Below are 18,595 nucleotides of genomic sequence, written 5' to 3'. Positions count from 1 at the left end.
ACTGGTTAGGCTCTGCTTTATCGGTATAAAGTTAAGTGCTACTAAGAAATATTGAGAGTTGCTATGAGTTCCAAACCTTCCCATCCTGCTAGCGATAGCCATGACCACAGCCACGATCATGGACATCAACACGATCATGACGATCATGACGATCATGATAATTTAGCGGTAAATAAACCGTCAGTACAAGACACTAAGGGCTATCAACGTACTTTATTGATCAGCTTCGTCATCATTACTGGCTATATGTTTATTGAAGCCATAGGCGGCTGGATGACTGGCAGTTTGGCGCTATTATCTGACGCCGGTCATATGCTCAGCGACGCTATTGCTCTTGGTGCTACGCTGATGGCTTTCAAAATAGGCGAAAAAGCAGCTACTCGGCAAAAAACTTTTGGCTACAAACGCTTCGAAATTTTAGTCGCTGGGGTCAACGGCGCTACCCTAATTATCATTGCTTTACTAATATTTTACGAAGCCATCAAGCGTTTTAACTCACCACCGGAGATTGCCACTCAAGGTATGCTTATCATAGCTACTATCGGTATGCTGGTAAACGTTCTAGTCGCTTGGCTGATGCATAGGGGCAATAACGGTGAGGACAGTCACGGACATAGCCATAGCTCAAGCGCTGATAACTTAGATTCCAGTCTCGCCGATCCTTCAGCAACAACCGACTCTCAAGCTCCAGCAGAAAAACCTGCTAACCTCAATATGCAAAGCGCTTATTTGCATGTATTAAGCGACTTGATGGGTTCAGTAGCCGCTATCATTGCTGCTCTATTAATGATGAGCTTTGGCTGGGTGTGGGCCGATGCTGCGGCGTCGGTTATCGTTGCTATATTAATCATAATTAGTGGCTATCGAGTAGTACGTGACTCAGTACATATCTTGATGGAAGGGACACCCAAAGGTATTTCCATAGAGACTGTAGAGCAGCGTTTACTCGATCATCCACAAGTTACTAAGATGCATGATTTACATGTCTGGAGTATTACTAGTGGCTTAAATGCATTGTCCTGCCATGTGGTAGTCGATGACGAAATGAGCATTCGTGAGGCCAGCTTACTGATAGCTGAACTTGAACAACGCTTGTTACAACTAGGCATTAACCATGCAACGATTCAGGTTGAGAGTTTAAGCCATCCGCAAGCGCACAGTGATGGGTTAATCTGTGATATAGCAGAACGTCCAATAAACGCTAACGGTAGTCATATAGGCCACTCACATTAGGTATATAAGCATAAAATTATGATCTCACTTATTAATAAACAGCCAACCTTACTATTCTTTTTCCATGGTCTTGACTCCAGCTGTGAGACCAACAAGTTTACTTGTATAGAGCACACACCAAAATACTGTCTAACCGTCAATCATCGTCAAGGATTTCAACTAGCGCTGAATACTTATGAAGACCTTTTGCAACAAAAAATAGCTGAGTATCCTCAAGTAGTGCTAGCAGGACACTCGCTCGGTGGCTGGTTTGCCAACCACTTCGCTCATAAGTATGGGCTAAAGTCGTTATTAATTGCGCCTTGTATCAACCCTAACGTGGTGCTCTTTAATAGAGCCGCTAATATAGATGACTTACCTTTTCCTCACCATAATAGCCAGATGACTAAAGTGATGATTGAAGTCAATGATGAGATATTAGATGTGGCTACTGCGCGCCAAACCTTAATCAATGTGCCCGAAAGCTGGGAGGTAGATTATTTTGAGGGCGGTCATCATCGCATTGCCCGTGAAGACAAGATTAGAGATTATATTGATGAGCTAACAAAATAATATCAGCGTAAATTATTCATTGTTAACGCTATAAATTATATATACTTGTTTAACTTAAACATTTATTTGATGATACGCCTTATGTCTAGACGCTCTGCTCCCTTTGTTGCCCCCGATTTTATGGAAGGTCAGCTCGATGAGCTTGACTCAAAACAAGGAAAGAAACGCGCTAAAGCGTTGCTATCGACCCTACAAGAAGATATCGCCAGCTTTCGTGATCAGCAGTTCCCCCCTGATATTTTACGTCAGATTTTTGACATGCCTATTTTTGCAGGCAATTTAGCAGAAGTGCAAGCTTATCAGCAGCGCTGGCAGAACTTACTTGAGCGCGCTATGGCTTTTTATCCTGCCGCTTATCTACCGCCTGATCATTTGCCCTTGCCTGCTAGCCTTGAGATCCCTCAGTTTATCTATAATGTTCAGCGTTTACACTTAACCAAAACCCTTGCTAAAGAATCTAAAAGCTTTGGTTCAGTGGCCGCTTTGACAGATAAATGCGGTGATTATAGTGCACAAGAGCTTGAACGCATGGCTGCGGTATTTGAGCAAGATGATGAAGCAAGATTGGTGGCCCATCGTGAGTTTATTGATTTGCGTGCTTATGTTTTTTGCCGAGACAGTAAAGGCAAGATGTTGGAGCCGGAGCGGTTACGTTTCTATCGTACGGGCCTGATTATACAGGCCTTACCAGACTTTAAAGTTGTTGATAGTCGGCAGACCCCACGTAAGCGTCGTAATGACGCTTATAGCCAGCCGTTGGCTAATAATGACTTCTGGAAGATCTATAAAAAGAAATGAATAATCTAACTTGTCACCTCAATTATATTTTTTTTAATAGCTAGGGATTTACTATGTTCGCTGCCGCTGCCGGCTCACCAAATTTGATGCTTCAAGCTACTATATTTTTGGGAGCAGCGCTGCTGTTTGTCCCGCTCGGCAAGCGCTTTGGTATTGCCACTGTTCTTGGCTATTTGATTACCGGCTTGATATTAGGCCCAAGCGCCCTTGATGTCGCAGGCGATGCTGAGAGCTTATTACACTTTTCTGAGTTTGGGGTGGTGATGCTATTGTTCATCATTGGCCTTGAATTGCAGCCTTCACGGCTTTGGGCATTGCGCCGCTCTATCTTCGTACTCGGTGGCTTACAAGTCGGGGTTACTGGTACAATATTGATGGCTATTTTGTATGAGGTTTTCTCTCTACATTTAGATACTGCTTTTATTGTCGGTTTTGGTCTAGCCCTCTCCTCTACTGCGTTTGTATTGCAGATTTTGACCGAGAAGGAGCAGCTCTCTAGTACGCATGGCCGTGAAGCCTTTACTATTTTACTATTCCAAGATATCGCCGTTATCCCCTTACTAGCGGTTATTCCCTTCTTTTCTGGAGTACGGGAACAGAGCTACGACCTTATTTATTTCGCTAAAGTTTTTGCAGTGTTTGCTGGCTTAATCATTGCTAGCCGTTACATTGTGCGACCATTTTTTAAGTTTGTAGCCTCAAGTGGTGCAACAGAATTATTGACAGCAGTGGCACTATTCATTGTCATGGGTGTGTCCATCTTGATGGGACAGATTGGTCTATCAATGGCCTTAGGGGCATTTTTAACCGGTGTCCTGCTTGCCGATTCTGAGTATCGTCATGAGTTAGAGGCTAGTATTGAGCCCTTTAAAGGACTACTACTTGGCTTATTTTTTATGTCAGTCGGTATGCTTACTGATGTAAAACTTATTATAGCTAAGCCGCTATTTATCATTGGTTGTGCCATCGCCCTGATGCTGATTAAGTTTGCAGTAGTAGCAGCCATCGCTAAACTTTCAGGTAATCGCGGACCTACTAGTATTCGGCTCGGTGTCACCTTAGCGCAAGGGGGTGAGTTTGCATTTGTACTGTTTAGTGTGGCCTCAGCGCAAAATGTTCTGCCTCCTGAGCTGGCTAATATGCTCAACCTTATCGTGACTATTTCTATGGCGCTCACGCCAGTTGCTTTTTTATTACTCGAAAAACTCGGAGAGCCATTTTTTGCTAAGAGCAAACCCAGTCGTGACTACGATACTATCCCTGATCACGAGCATCCGGTCATTATTGCCGGTTTTGGCCGTGTCGGGCAGATCATAGGTCGGGTACTACGTATGCATAATATTGAGTTTACCGCTATTGAGCGCTCTGCTAATCGGGTAGATTTCGTGCGTAAGTTTGGCAACCAAGTCTACTATGGCGACCCAAAAAACCCTGAGATTTTACGAGCTGCGGGTATTGATAAAGCGCGAATATTTATTATTGCCGTCGACGATTTGGAACGTTCTATCACTACTGCACAGTATCTGCATCGCAACTATCCTGATCTAGTCATCTTAGCTCGGGCACGTGATCGTCAGCATTATTATCGCCTACGTGAAGTGGGTGTGCGCCACATCTGGCGCGAGACTTATTTATCGTCACTCGATATGTCACGTGAGTCACTGCAGCTTTTGGGCATTTCCCCTGAAAAAGCCCGCGAAACCATTGAGACTTTCCGTGATTATGACGACGATTTGATAGAGCGTCAGCAAGCTATCTATGACGATGAAGCCAGTATGATTGCTTCCGCTCAATCGGCAAGGGCGGAACTTGAGAGCTTGTTTGATGAGGATATTGATAAGGGGCGCAAGTTAGATCTTACTGAGTTTTATGAAGCTCTAAAGAACCAAGCGACGCCGGTTGATAACACTAATGACTCAAGTAAAGATAGTATTGTAACTGAGCCGAAACGGTAATGATTTTTACCTTCTATCCTTGCTATACCCTGTTGATTTTCTAGAGCTATGACTGTGCAAACTATCGACTAAAAAATAGCTGTTTTTGCAACAGCAGCTGTCATAAGTAGCTTCTATAAAAATTAGCAATACTTGATGCTTAAAGTTTAGTCATTAGCGCAGTATGGAGGTGCTTGTTTTTCATTGAGTGAGCTTGTGCAACGCCAGCTATCAGTGTCAGTATGGTGATAGAACATAAAGGTTTGATTATTAAGATGGCGTATAGGAAACCTGACCTTTTGGATAGTGCCAATAATCGCACAGTCTGCTAAAGGCTGGCCCTCTACTTGGGTACTCAGACTTATACGTACTTGTGGATTATCACTATCTACTGGTAAATCAGTAGGACAACGACCGGTTTGCTCATAAATAATGGCTACTCGATTTTGGGCGGTCTTGGTAATATCATAAGCATCGAACAATACTTCATTCTCTTTTGGCTTAGCAATAATGGGCAAGAACTGCACATAAATGACCATCATTGCAAAACCAAAGAAGCCAAAACCTAGGCTAAGACCAAATAGACTTACCCCACCTTCACGTTTGAGATGGGCTTTTTGTACCGCTTCATCACGTGGATTGTCTTCAAGCGCATCAGCAATTTCACGACGCGCCATGCGGTAATAATACGCATCTGTCCAACGGGCCACCATAAATGACCAAAACAGCCAAATAATAGCAGCAATGCCGAAGCGTATCGGCATCTGATAGGCCTCAGGTATAAAAGACATAGCCACAAATTCAAAAGCAACCAATACAATAGCAATATTCAGCTGAATAAATGACCACCCCGCTACGCTGTAGACCAGTGCATCCATATAGCGCTTACGATAGAGCAGCCAAGGAAAAGTAATAAAAAAGGCGGCCCAATGCCATTGGGGTGACAAATAGCCTTGTTGGTCAAATTCTGCAAAACGCTTGAGATAATAGTTTTGAGTACGATGACCAATAAACCATTGATCCAGCTGTTTACGCTTAGTAGCTGTAAGCTTTGGTTGATAAAATGGCGGTGGAGAATCGGTCTCGATAAATAACATGACAGTAGACTCTTCTGTTGGTTATTAAAATAGGGCTGATGAGGTCTTTTAACTATTTTTTAACGTCGGTATTTTTATAAAAACATCTCTCATTATAAGACAACTTATAATGGCTTACGTTGCTTATAAGCAAAAGTGTGATATACGTTCACAGTAGAAACTATTTCGCCTATAATGTGCTTATATTTTTCTCTTATTAAGTGCCACTAATCTTATGAGTCAACATCCTCACCGTGATAAACCTACTGACGACCAAGCTGATAACTTTACAGATATTATTAGTGAGGATTCAGTAGTAGCTTCTGAAGATATGGAAGCCGCTAACAGCAAGCATATGCGTATCGTTAATACTTTTATGAAACGTCGTACTCATATGAATAAAAATGCTGAGCAAGCTCTGACTGATCCAGAGTTTGCCCAATACTTAGTTAATAATAGCTATGGCGATGGCAATTTAGACAACATTCATGATCTACGCATATTATTCGCTGATACTGTTAACGGCAGTGCAGCGCCTCTCACCCTAGAGATTGGCTTTGGCCTTGGCGATTCGCTAATTGAGATGGCAGCTGCTGAGCCTACACGTAACTTCGTCGGCGTAGAAGTACATGAACCCGGTATTGGCAAATGTGCTTATATGGCGGGTACGCAGAATTTAACCAATATAAAGATTATCAATGGTGATGCTATCCAGCTACTCAGACAACTTCCTGAGAATCACATCGATCGTATTCAATTATACTTTCCTGATCCATGGCAAAAAAAGCGCCATTATAAACGTCGTTTTGTCAGCCCAGAGCGCATGGCTATCGTTACTCGTAGCCTGAAACAAGGTGGCTGGTTCCATACTGCCACTGACTGGGAGCATTATGCATTTTGGATGATTGAGGTGCTAGATGATTTTAACGGGATAACCAATCAGGCGGGTAAAGGCAGTTTTACTAGTCGACCCGACTTTCGTCCGTTAACTAAATTTGAGCGTCGTGGATTGCAGAGTGGTCATGGGGTCTGGGATCTTATTTACAGTAAAGACTAAACCAGTAGCCAGCTGATAACTACTGTTACAACAATACACATAGCGACTGCTTAGACAGTCGCTTTTTTAGGTCTATGGCTAAATAGCTGATAGCTTACTTTAGATAGACTAGATTTTTTTGCTTATTCCTCTAAAGGATAGTTTTTCTCGATGCTCGCCCAGCTCATTTAATTAATTATCATTTTTATCTTAGCTGCTGTTTTATGCTATCAGCCGTCAGCTAGTTATAATAAGCCCTCTACAGATAACCGTAGCTGATGTGAAACCTCGCTGTTATTAGTGATTCTAGTAGTAGTGATTACCAATAGTTACCCGTTTTTAACTCTGATATATAAGCGCCAGTAGTTCTGCCGTCTGCGCAAGCATTGACAGTATAAGGGTTTGCTGAGTTCTCCCCAGAAGCTGTGGATAACCCTGTGGATAAGTCACTACTTGACAGCGATCTGAGTTGATAGCCTAAAGGATAAGGTAAAATTGATCACTTTTTATACAATTTATAATTTTAATAAAATCAACAGCTTATACATAATTTAAATAGATATAAAATTATTTTAGATTATTTTTGATTAAGGTAGTAATAATATCTATGTTTCACAGCTTAAGAATTAATACTAATTATTTTATAGCCCTAAGTTAATTAAATATTGACAACGGCACTCAATAATGTTGCAAGTTTATTGAAGTGTTAACGGCTAATAGGTTAGCTACTTGAGGATATAAATAACACTAAAGCTTAAACCGTTATCAACAGCTTTAAATTATAAAGTATAAAGTATAAATAATAATAGCTAACGCTTATTTATAGCATCTTTTGTCTAACAAGTAACCCTAACTAGCTACTAAAATATTAAAAATTTACGCGACAACAATTGTCGCTTAGCGTCTAGGGTCACTAAATAAAAGCCTTGGATTTTGCTATAATTACCTCATCTAGTAAACAGGTGGCCGTAACAGCAAACGTCTAATCCTCTTCTATAATGTCTGTGCAAAGCCTAACTATTATTGACTTTTTATCCTTAATATCGTTGATATTTCCTGTATAGTAAGATGATATGTCACTCATATCATCTTGCACTGTTTGTCTCACTCTCAATGCTATACCTTTGGTATGACCTTAATGGTTATATGATTTAACGCTAGCGATTATAGCAAGGTAAGCACTATTTACTAATTAAACGACTTACTCGCTATTAAGATAGTTTACTTATTAGGTGATGCTAAGTGTCAGTCATTAATTGCTGGCTGAGATGGTTTTATATTTAAATTATCTGTTAATAATATTTGTTGATAACAAGGAGTCCATTATGGACGAGAACAAAGCTAAAGCACTTAAAGCAGCATTAGGTCAAATCGAAAAGCAATTTGGCAAAAATACTATTATGCATCTGGGTGATGATTCAGCCGCTATGGATGTTGATGTAGTATCAACAGGCTCGCTTGGATTAGATATTGCTCTCGGTATTGGCGGTCTCCCTAAAGGTCGTATTATTGAGATTTATGGTCCTGAAAGCTCAGGAAAAACCACTATGACCCTACAAGCAATCGCCCAGTGCCAAAAGCAAGGCGGTACTTGTGCCTTTATCGATGCTGAGCATGCTCTAGATCCAGTCTATGCGCGCAAACTTGGTATTAACACTGACGATTTGTTGATCTCTCAGCCTGATAATGGCGAACAAGCGCTTGAAATCACTGATATGCTGGTACGGTCAGGTGCAGTCGATATGATTGTTATTGACTCGGTAGCTGCTTTGACGCCACGTGCTGAAATCGAAGGTGAGATGGGTGATTCACATATGGGCTTACAAGCACGCTTGATGAGCCAAGCCCTACGTAAAATTACTGGTAATGCCAAACGTTCTAACTGTATGGTAGTGTTTATTAACCAAATCCGTATGAAAATCGGGGTAATGTTTGGTAGCCCAGAGACGACTACCGGCGGTAACGCTCTAAAGTTCTACGCTTCTGTACGTATGGACATTCGCCGTATTGGTGCAGTCAAAAATGGTGATGAAATCATCGGTAACCAGACTCGAGTCAAAGTTATCAAAAATAAAATGGCTCCGCCTTTTCGTCAAGCAGAGTTCGAAATTACTTATGGTGAAGGTACTAACCATTTAGCAGAAGTAATCGACTTAGGCGTTGAAATCGGTGCCGTAGGCAAAGCTGGATCTTGGTATAGCTATGGCGATGAAAAAATTGGTCAAGGTAAAGCCAATTCCGTCATCTATCTCAAAGAAAACCCTGCTATTGCTGAAGAAATTGAAGCCAAAATCCGTGCTGAGAAATTAGGCCCAGTTGATGATGGTAAACCAGCAAAAGTTGAGCAAACTGATAAAGAGCTAACAGCAGAACCAATACAGTAGCAGTTGCAGTTGCTTGCTTAGGCGCTCTGATATAACTCGCGTGATTAACTATTATGCAGATTAAAACCTTAGCCGAAATACTAGCTGAGTCGTCAGGCGACTCGGCTAGTTCTACTGTATCTGAGCGTAAGCAAAATAAAAAACATAAAGCTTACTACTCAAATAATGAACAGCCAACCAAGTCTAGCGTAGACAACGCACTTCTTACCCAGACTACCTATCCAAAGTCTACTATCGACTCTTCGATTCAAGCTGCTAAATCCAACTCCAATAGTAAGAAAAAAAGGAAAAAAGCCTTTCACCCCGCCTCAGACTTTATCGCTGAGCCTAATGACGCACCTGTCTATAAGACTCCTACAGCACAGAGTATCAAACAGATGCTCGCAGAAATCAAGCAAGATGGCTACCTTAGTCAAAACCATGCTGCTGATAGCAATGATGACAGCAATAGCAATAACAAAACTGCTAATCCAACAGATAACCTACCGCCTGCTTTAAAGGCCTATCTACGCACGCCTGAGCAAAAACAAGCCGAGTTAGATGCCATCAAAGCTGAAAGTCGCTTACGTTGGCTGGCTTTTTATTACTTGTCTCGGCGTGAGTATGGTCGAGCTGAACTCAAACAAAAGCTACTCGACAAGGAGCAAGACCCAGATAGCATTGATATCTTACTCGATGAGTTTGCGGACAAAGGTTATCAAAGCGATTATCGTACTACTTTAATGCTGATTCGTGAAAGCATTCGTAAGGGTCGTGGCCGTGGCCGTATTAGACAAGAGTTTTATAAGAAAAACATCGCTATGCCCAGTAATATTGATGAGCTTATTGATATGGCTAACACTGAGTCTGAAGAGTTTAGTGAGTTTGTTGATGAAAATGAGGACAGCTTAGTTGAGGGAGTTGATTGGCTTAAACTAGCAGTCACTGCCCGTACCAAAAAATATGGCGACCATATTCCTACTGAACAAAAAGAAAAAGCCAAACAGCTCCGCTTTTTACAATATCGCGGTTTTAATGGTGACGTTTGCTTTCAAGCGCTCAACTATACCTTAGACACTTTAGATGAACGCTTTTAGCCGTAGAGACTTAAGCTTACTTAGTAAGCTTGCGTGAATTTTTAGTTATAACTAGCATCTGATATCAATTCAGAGTCAAATTAATAATAGCCCAAAAATTTCCACCATATTAGCCCTGCTCCAATCCAAACCACTAAGTTCACTATACTCATTACTGCGCCAACTCCCCACCATTCTGCGAGTGTCACATAGCCTGAGTTAAAAATGACTGGTGCCGTACCAGTTGCATAATGGGTTAGGGTCATCATAATATTACCAGCTGCTGCCAAAATTAGCGCATACAGCATCGGCGGAGCACCTAAGCTTAGTCCAACCGCATAGAAAGCTGCGAATAGAGCAGTAATGTGCGCCGTAGTGCTTGCAAAGAAGTAGTGAATATAAAGATATACTAAAGTTAGAATCGCTACCGCTCCGATCCAACCTAAGCCCGTCATCGCAATCGTAGATTCAATATTTTCTGAAAACCAACTGATTAGCCCTAGTTTATTTAGGTATGAGGCCATCATAATCAAGGCACCAAACCAAATAATAGTGTCCCAAGCCGACTTCTCTTGGAGTATATCGTCCCAAGTCAGCACCCCAGTCAGTATCAAAGTGGAGAGGCCAATAAAGGCTGTAGTGGTAGCATCGACGCTATACTGCTCGCCTAAGAGTAGCGCCGGTATATTGGCCCATAATATAAGCATTAGCGCAAAGACCCCAAGCATGATCTTCTCTTGAGTACTTACCTGACCCATCTCCAGCAAATTGTCTTTTGCAAAATTCTTAGCATCAGGGGTTTCTTTAACTTCGGGAGGATAAATAAGATAAATAACTATTGGCATCAATATCAAACACAACATACCTGGTATAAACATCGCCACTGCCCATGTAGTCCATGACAGCTGAATATCACCACCAGTAGCTTTATTGACTAAGTCAACGACTAAAGGGTTTGGAGCGGTTGCGGTAATAAACATCCCTGAAGTGATAGGGTTAGCGTGATAATTAACCATCGCTAGGTAACTACCGATCTTTTTTTGACTGCCCTCCTCAGGAGTCGAGTGAAAACTTTGGGCAATAGACTTCATAATCGGATGAATAATACCCCCTCCTCGTGCAGTATTAGAGGGAGTAATAGGGGCAATCATTAATTCAGCTGCGGTTAGTGAATAAGCCACGCCGATAGTTTTTTTACCAAAAATTGAGATAAAGTAATAAGCAATACGCCGCCCTAGACCAGTTTTTATCAAGCCTCGTGAGATCATAACTGCTATCCCAATCAACCAAATCAGTGGGCTTGAATAGCTAGATAAGGCATCGGCAATAGCTTCTTTTGGGCTTTCATTAGTAACACCAGTAAGCGCTACTAAAGTTACGGCGATAATAGCAATAGCCCCAATCGGTAAGGCTTTACCGATAATAGCCACAATAGTACCAATAAATAGCGCTAACATATGCCAAGCTTCAGGGGTCACGCCAGTAGGTACAGGAATGATAAACCAAATAATTAAAGCGACTAAAATAGCAATGGCACTGGGTATGGGCTTAAACGGCATCATCTACTCTCTTCTATAATTTATTGATCTAATAGGCTTAATATATAACATTAAATCTTACTAACTTATAATTAAAACACAGTTAATCTGTTAAGTAACCATAAACTAACTCTATAGATGACGTATAACCACTATATGAGTACTGTTTTATAGTAGACAATAAAAAAGAGTACGCTATTTAGCGCACTCTTTAGCTATCTACAAACTCACATTTATAATAACAATCTATTTATCTCTTCATAGTAAATAGCATAAAACTATTATTTTAAGCTACCTAAACGGCTAGATAGTTGACTAATAATTTGGTCGATCTCTTGGTTGGCTTCAGATTCGTGATCTAAGTTACCGTTAGGAGTCAGCTGATTCATTACTTCAGGTAATAGCTCCGCTAAACCTTGACGGACTTCGCTATCATTAGCTCCTGTATGCGCAGCTACTTGCTGAATCTCATTTTCATCAAATAAGCGACTGACTTCGTTAGGATCAAGATTGTCATTTTGTTGGTTATTGCTCATCCAAGACTTAGCTTGGCTCTCATAGCCCATGCCCGTTATCTTAGATAGTGCGCCACCGAGGCCACCATTACGTTGTACCCAGCTGAGTACCATAGGCATTAAAGCAGCTACTAGCATGCCTTTGCCACCGAAGCCACTGCGGCGTTGTCCACCACCTAGCACACTGCCTAAAATATCGCCTAAGCCGCCTGCACCTGAACTCATACCGCCACGTTGGTTACCGCCCATCAGTCCACCTAAGCCGCCTATAATATCATCCAGACCAAAACCATTGTCTTGCTGACGCTCATACTGCTGCGGATTGTAGTCTCGTGGCTGATGGCTACCGCCAGTCAATACGCTACCCAATATATCCCCTAGTCCACCAGTACGACGTGGCGCACTTTGTTGATTAACAGGATTGCGCTGAGCGTCTTGTGGGTCTAAAGCACTACGGGCAACTTGTGAAACTAAATTTCCTAATAAACTCATGGTATTATCCTTTTATTATTGAGATATTGGTTTGACCAAATAACGATTAGTAACTTTCATGTCAGCACCCCTATCAAGGAGATAGGGAATAGCTATTTAAGATAGCAGATATCAATAAGTATCTAGATAGGCATTTTGTTATAGGCTGTAGCACTTAAATAACCAACATTGTAAATTTAGTTATCGGTTAACAGACCGCTTTGGATCAACATATTTAATTCTTGTACCCCACTCTCAAGTCTGCACATAGGTAACCGTAGCCAATATATTTAGCTGTTGCCACTGATCCCTACTCATCTGGTCACGATATACTGTCACTGCCCAAGGTTTACGATAAGGTTCAACCAGCTGAAACCTAAAATGAATAATAGCCTGATAACGATATACTTTCACTAGATCAGCTTGCCATAAATTATCACCATGGCTCGTACGCATTAGCAGTTGCCAGCCTTGATTGAGCGGCTGACTTAGGGGTGGCTGACTTAAGTGTAGTAAGATTGGTCGTGACAATGCCAAATAGCTTCCTATCAGCGCAGTCACGATTATTAGTAACCCATATTGCCAAAGTGATAAATTAGCTGACCAAGCTAATAGTATCAGTACGCTAGTCAATGCCACATATAGCAGCACCCTTAAATAACTACCAGTACGGATAGCCGTGTCAATGCGTAGCGAAGTCATAAGTATCGTATCCTTAGGCTTATACACTAGCTGATAACGTTATAAAAGTTCTGCATAAGCTCACTCTATAACTGCTGGCCATTATCTTATAATAGTAAACCGTATCATAATCCTTTGCCGTGGCGCCATGTTTTTATCTTATTCACCAGCGCCCATACCGCTCCATCTTCTGGTTGGCTTTGATTAGTAAAATAATCTAATAAATCTGGATCTTCATAAGTAAGCATCTCAGCAAAGGTTAGCTGCTCAGCAGGAGTAGCTAATAGATAAATCTCTTTAATATAAGGGTCAATATAAAAATCCAACTCTTTGAGTCCGCGGCGCGCTTGATAAATAATACGGCGCTGCTCAGTGGTTGCTTCCGGCTGCTGTGCTAGTTTATTAATCCCTGAATCAATAGTGCTCATAGAATATGCTCTGTATATTATAAAAGTTAAAATAGGCCATCGAAACTACATCTTGCTACTATTGTTAGTGTTGGTGTTAATACTGGTACTTTTGTTATTGTTATTGCTATCACAAGCCACTAGCTGTTGCCATAAGGCTAGTGCTTGCTGCATCATCGACACGTTATGGGTACGGATGATGCTAGCCCCTTGTTGTAATGCTAATAATCCTGCCGCAGTGCTCGCAGCATCACGTTGTACGGCTTGAGTGTCTGCCACCGTTACTACCCCACTTTTTTGTAACACTTCTGCCAAAAAACGCTTACGGGAGATACCGAATATGATTGGCAACTCAAGTGCTTGTAAGCGGTGCAATTGGTTTAATAACGCACAATGATGCTCATAATTCTTAGCAAAGCCAAAGCCCGGATCAATGATTATCTTATCACGCTTGACCCCAGCAGTAGTAACTTGCTCTATACGAGCAATCAGCTCAGCAATCACTTCAGCTATAACATCCTCATAATGTGCCAAGTCGTTCATAGTCGTCGGTTCACCGCGCATATGCATTAACATAATCGGTATGTCCAGCTGCGCTGCCATGGCTGCTGCACCTGGACGTTTTAGCGCACGCACATCGTTCCAAATATCTGCTCCTGCTGCAAAAGCAGCTTCTATCACCATAGGATTGCTAGTATCGATAGACAGCCATATATCATCACCGCACTGCTTGCGAATGGCTTTGACTACTGGTATAACTCGGTTAATCTCTTCAATAGTGTCGATAGTTTCAGCATTGGGCCGAGTAGACTCACCACCAATATCGATAATAGTTGCCCCTGCCTGTATCATTTCTTGACAGTGGCTAACGGCCTCGTCAACGTCATTAAACTGACCACCGTCTGAAAAGGAATCAGGAGTAACATTTAGGATGGCCATAATATGAGGCTGGGATAAGTCTAGCACTTTATGACGACTAGTTATTTTATGTGCTGGTAAAGGCTGAAATAATGACATGAGCCGTCCAATAGTAGAAACATTTATAAGTAAGGTAATAAATCTTACTTATCATAGCAGTAAAATAACCTTAGGAGTAAGTAGCGCTTAATAGCGATTTTTTATCGTTAACAACGCTTACTTTTTATCACCCTTAGCACTAATCTTGTTATTAGGTGCAAATCTGCACATAAAAAAGCCCTTTACTAGAAAGGGCTTCTTACCATAATATTCAATTAATTTATCTATCTAACAGCCTACTCTACATCGCTGGTAACGGCGGTGGTGTAATAGTAGTCGTAGTATGATCTTTTGAGAGATTGACCTCATTATGTTGATATACTCTTGGCGGACGTGGCGCTTCACCAGCTAAGATATCTTGTAATTGATCTCGATCGATAGTTTCCCACTTCATTAAGGCATCTACCATAGCATGCATCTTATCTTGGTTGGCTTCGATTAGCTCACGAGCGATGTCATACTGCTCTTCTAACATTCGGCGCACTTCATCATCTACTTTTTGCTGAGTAGCTTCTGAAATTGAGCGCCCACCGCCGCCAAAGTAACCTTGTGAATTATCATCATCTTCGTAGACCATAATGCCTAACGCATCAGACATACCGTATTTAGTGACCATCGCTCGTGCCATTTTAGTCGCACGCTCAAAGTCATTAGAAGCGCCTGTGGACATCTGATTGATAAACACTTCTTCTGCAATTCGACCACCAAATAATATAGCGATATCACTGAGCATTTTTGACTTATAAAGACTAGTTTGGTCATGCTCAGGCAGCTGCCAAGTTACCCCGAGGGCAAAGCCACGCGGCATGATAGTAACTTTATGTACTGGATCAGTGCCTGGTAAGAGTTCGGCGACTAAAGCATGGCCTGACTCATGATACGCAGTAGCACGACGCTCTTCTTCACGGATGACCATAGATTTACGCTCAGGACCCATGTAAAGCTTATCTTTAGCGTCTTCAAAGTCATTCATGTCTACACTGCGCTTGCTGCGACGAGCGGCAAACAATGCAGCTTCGTTCACCAAGTTAGCAAGCTGTGCACCGGTGAATCCAGGAGTACCACGTGCGAGTGAATTGGCATCGACCCCAGTAGTATTAGGCAGCTTACGCAAATGCACTTTTAGAATTTGCTCACGCCCTTTAATGTCTGGCAAGCCTACTTGTACTTGACGGTCAAAACGACCTGGACGTAATAAAGCCTTGTCCAGTACATCGGCGCGGTTAGTTGCCGCGATGACGATAACGCCTTCATTACCTTCAAAACCATCCATCTCAACTAGTAACTGGTTAAGTGTCTGTTCACGTTCATCATTACCACCGCCCATTCCGGAGCCACGATGGCGACCTACCGCATCAATCTCATCGATAAAGATGATACAAGGTGCACTTTTCTTGGCCTGCTCAAACATATCACGGACACGAGAAGCACCAACACCGACAAACATCTCCACAAAATCAGAACCTGAAATTGAGAAGAATGGTACTTTAGCCTCACCAGCAATGGCTCGCGCCAACAGTGTTTTACCAGTACCCGGTGGACCTACCATCAAAATACCACGAGGAATAGTAGCACCAAGTTTAGTAAATTTATCAGGATCACGTAAGAACTCAACCACTTCGACGACTTCTTCTTTGGCCTCTTCACAACCAGCCACATCGTCGAAGTTTACTTTGATTTGGTCTTCAGTGAGCATTTTGGCTTTTGACTTACCAAAGCTCATCGGACCGCCACCTTTACCGCCAGCGCCACCTTGCATGTTACGCATAAAGAATAAAAATAGGCCGATAATCAACAGGATTGGGAAGCTGGCAATTAACAACTGCATTAAGACACTTTGACGTTTAGGTGCCGTACCTTCAATATTTACTTGGTTTTCGCGCAGTAGCGGCAGTAGCTGTTCGTCAGCCACAGCAGGGCGAATGGTCTCAAAAGTTGAGCCATTTTTCTTCTCGCCAGTGATTTGCTCGCCGTCAATTTCGATGCTAGCTACTTGATTTTCAGACACTGCGGTCACAAACTCAGAGTAGTTTAGGCTATCGGGCTCAGTAGATTTATCAAAGCCGCTGAATACCAGCACCAAAACGCCGATTATCACCAGCCACAATAAGGTATTTTTTACCATGTCGCTCACTAGTTTTCCCATCCCTTACTTATTGGTGTGTCAACTTGACACGTGACGCCCATAAACTTAAGCGTTTATTATCAGACGACTTTGCTTAAAATAAATACTAGAAACAAAGTTAATATAGCATTATATGTGGATTTGACTCGTATTATTCAATACATGGGTTGAGTTTATTGAGTTAACAATTGTAGCAGTTTCTATCTGCTTTAAAGTAGCTTACCGATAATTTATCATAGGTTTTCAACTTATCATAACCTATTGAATAGCCTGAATATATAAATTATTTTATAGCTATCCAAAACACCTCTTTTGAGCGTGGGCGTGATGCATCAGGTTTAATAGTACGCACTTTACTAAAATCAATCTGCATCTTTTTACGTAGCTCTTGTGTTCCAGAACCTTGAAATACTTTCATGATCAACGCCCCGCCCTCTGGCAAAGTGGCCAAAGCAAAATCTACTGCCAACTCGCATAAGTAAATCATTCGTGGCTGATCAATAGCACTATTACCTGCTGTATTAGGGGCCATATCCGACAACACTACATCTACTGATTTGTCGCCGACCTCAGCCATAATACTATAAAAGACTGCTGCTTCGCGAAAATCACCTTGAATAAAGGTAACATCTGCCAAAGCATCCATGGCTAAGATATCAGAAGCTATTAATGTTCCTTTTTCTCCAACCAATTTGCTGGCTACTTGTGACCAACTACCCGGGGCACTTCCTAAATCAACTACGGTCATACCTTTACTAATAAGATTAGTCTTGTCATTGATCTCAATAAGTTTATAAGCGGCACGTGCACGATAGCCGTCTTGTTGGGCTTTTTTCACATAATGATCATCAATATGTTCTTTTATCCAAGCGCGGCTACTTTTGGTTAGCTTTTTGTTATCGATACGCGTGGCCAAAATAATTACTCCTATTGCTATGACTATCAATTATGCTTATTGACTATGACTATTAACTAGCACTCAGCCCCTCATGACTATAGGCATGAGTAGTTATTAGTACTTAGTGCTATAGCATAGGGACACATGGGTTTATAATTTTGAAATAAAGAGTGTCTACAGCATTGCTTGGTTAAGAAACTTAGCCATTAAGCTTATTTATTTAACTTAGTTATTAAGCTCAGCCGTTACCTGAAACCAACTCTCTAAATAGAGAGTGATAATCATCATTTAACTGCTTTATTACTCAGTAGCGTCTATAATGTGCTAAAGCATTCAGTTTAACATCTTCATTCGCTAAAATCGTGCACAATTCTACAGTTTCCGTGCAAGATGAGTATAAGTTATTTATAATAGTCATCAACCTACGATGGTCATTACCTTTTTATTTTATTAACGCTTAGGAATTATATGCAACTCGACAACGCTACAATCAAACGCCTAAAAGGTATCGGTCATGAGCTAAAACCCATAGTTATGATTGGTAATAACGGCGTTACCCCAGCTATCACCGAAGAGATTAATCGCGCTTTAAATGATCATGAGCTTATTAAAGTCAAACTACCTGCTGGTAGTAAGCATGACCGTGATTTAATTTGCACTGAACTTGCTGTTGCTGCCAAAGCTCAACTGATTCACACTATTGGTCGCATGGCTTTATTACTACGTCAAAACCCAAACGCTAACCCAAAGCTTTCAAACTTGGCGCGTCACGCAGAATAACTGTAATAAGCTAAAATTGCTTGTTGCAAAAGTTACAACTATAAAAGCCGCGAGTAATAGCTACCGCGGCTTTTCTTTTATATTTTTTACTCCAA

General features: G+C 41.6%; 16 protein-coding genes. 8 read left to right on the top strand and 8 right to left on the bottom strand.

The genetic code is table 11. The features are described 5' to 3' along the window. Nucleotides 1–63 precede the first annotated feature (63 nt). From KPY62_RS11105 to KPY62_RS11090, 4 genes are all read left to right on the top strand, one after another. Nucleotides 64–1,233, top strand: a complete 1,170-nt coding sequence (locus KPY62_RS11105; protein WP_216582034.1) for a cation diffusion facilitator family transporter — start codon at nt 64–66, stop codon at nt 1,231–1,233. An 18-nt stretch (nt 1,234–1,251) separates the two neighbouring features. Next, nucleotides 1,252–1,785 (top strand): YqiA/YcfP family alpha/beta fold hydrolase, encoded by a 534-nt coding sequence (locus KPY62_RS11100; protein ID WP_216582033.1) that lies wholly within the window; start codon nt 1,252–1,254, stop codon nt 1,783–1,785. Nucleotides 1,786–1,866: 81 nt separating this feature from the next. Then, entirely contained in the window at nt 1,867–2,583 is a 717-nt protein-coding gene (locus tag KPY62_RS11095) for a hypothetical protein (protein WP_216582032.1), read from the top strand. 53 nt (nt 2,584–2,636) lie between these two features. Further along, the gene (locus KPY62_RS11090; protein WP_216582031.1) at nt 2,637–4,538 is read left to right on the top strand and encodes a monovalent cation:proton antiporter-2 (CPA2) family protein; all 1,902 of its coding nucleotides are present in this window, start codon (nt 2,637–2,639) and stop codon (nt 4,536–4,538) included. A gap of 146 nt (nt 4,539–4,684) precedes the next feature. Here KPY62_RS11090 and KPY62_RS11085 read toward each other — a convergent pair whose 3' ends face one another. Next, a complete protein-coding gene (locus tag KPY62_RS11085; RefSeq protein ID WP_216582030.1) occupies nt 4,685–5,614 on the bottom strand; it encodes a DUF2628 domain-containing protein in 930 nt (309 codons plus the stop codon). A gap of 214 nt (nt 5,615–5,828) precedes the next feature. Here KPY62_RS11085 and trmB point away from each other — a divergent pair, with 214 nt between their 5' ends. The 3 genes from trmB (at nt 5,829) to KPY62_RS11070 (ending at nt 10,089) form a co-directional block, all read left to right on the top strand. Next, nucleotides 5,829–6,650 (top strand): tRNA (guanosine(46)-N7)-methyltransferase TrmB, encoded by an 822-nt coding sequence (gene trmB, locus KPY62_RS11080; protein ID WP_216582029.1) that lies wholly within the window; start codon nt 5,829–5,831, stop codon nt 6,648–6,650. 1,304 nt (nt 6,651–7,954) lie between these two features. Then, nucleotides 7,955–9,013, top strand: a complete 1,059-nt coding sequence (gene recA / locus KPY62_RS11075; protein WP_216582028.1) for a recombinase RecA — start codon at nt 7,955–7,957, stop codon at nt 9,011–9,013. Nucleotides 9,014–9,066: 53 nt separating this feature from the next. Next, complete coding sequence (locus KPY62_RS11070; RefSeq protein WP_216582027.1) at nt 9,067–10,089, top strand: regulatory protein RecX; 1,023 nt, start codon at nt 9,067–9,069, stop codon at nt 10,087–10,089. Nucleotides 10,090–10,169: 80 nt separating this feature from the next. Here KPY62_RS11070 and KPY62_RS11065 read toward each other — a convergent pair whose 3' ends face one another. From KPY62_RS11065 to KPY62_RS11035, 7 genes are all read right to left on the bottom strand, one after another. Beyond that, a complete protein-coding gene (locus KPY62_RS11065; RefSeq protein ID WP_216583349.1) occupies nt 10,170–11,627 on the bottom strand; it encodes an anion permease in 1,458 nt (485 codons plus the stop codon). A 260-nt stretch (nt 11,628–11,887) separates the two neighbouring features. Beyond that, a complete protein-coding gene (locus KPY62_RS11060) occupies nt 11,888–12,613 on the bottom strand; it encodes a YidB family protein (protein WP_216582026.1) in 726 nt (241 codons plus the stop codon). 234 nt (nt 12,614–12,847) lie between these two features. Beyond that, nucleotides 12,848–13,294, bottom strand: a complete 447-nt coding sequence (locus KPY62_RS11055; protein WP_216582025.1) for a hypothetical protein — start codon at nt 13,292–13,294, stop codon at nt 12,848–12,850. Between the two features lie 104 nt (nt 13,295–13,398). Continuing rightward, a complete protein-coding gene (locus tag KPY62_RS11050; RefSeq protein ID WP_216582024.1) occupies nt 13,399–13,701 on the bottom strand; it encodes a succinate dehydrogenase assembly factor 2 in 303 nt (100 codons plus the stop codon). A gap of 45 nt (nt 13,702–13,746) precedes the next feature. Next, the gene (folP, locus tag KPY62_RS11045; RefSeq protein WP_216582023.1) at nt 13,747–14,697 is read right to left on the bottom strand and encodes a dihydropteroate synthase; all 951 of its coding nucleotides are present in this window, start codon (nt 14,695–14,697) and stop codon (nt 13,747–13,749) included. A gap of 241 nt (nt 14,698–14,938) precedes the next feature. Next, complete coding sequence (gene ftsH / locus KPY62_RS11040; RefSeq protein WP_324033920.1) at nt 14,939–16,831, bottom strand: ATP-dependent zinc metalloprotease FtsH; 1,893 nt, start codon at nt 16,829–16,831, stop codon at nt 14,939–14,941. Between the two features lie 274 nt (nt 16,832–17,105). Beyond that, nucleotides 17,106–17,738 carry an RlmE family RNA methyltransferase gene (locus KPY62_RS11035; RefSeq protein ID WP_216582022.1) on the bottom strand — a complete coding sequence of 211 codons (633 nt, stop codon included), beginning with the start codon at nt 17,736–17,738 and terminating at the stop codon, nt 17,106–17,108. A 450-nt stretch (nt 17,739–18,188) separates the two neighbouring features. Here KPY62_RS11035 and KPY62_RS11030 point away from each other — a divergent pair, with 450 nt between their 5' ends. Next, nucleotides 18,189–18,500 carry a YhbY family RNA-binding protein gene (locus KPY62_RS11030; protein WP_216582021.1) on the top strand — a complete coding sequence of 104 codons (312 nt, stop codon included), beginning with the start codon at nt 18,189–18,191 and terminating at the stop codon, nt 18,498–18,500. Nucleotides 18,501–18,595 lie beyond the last annotated feature (95 nt).

The organism is Psychrobacter sp. TAE2020, assembly GCF_018919485.1.
In the GTDB taxonomy this organism is placed as follows: domain Bacteria; phylum Pseudomonadota; class Gammaproteobacteria; order Pseudomonadales; family Moraxellaceae; genus Psychrobacter.
Note: the sequence above shows the minus strand (reverse complement) of the source record. Positions and strands in the feature narration are given on the sequence as shown.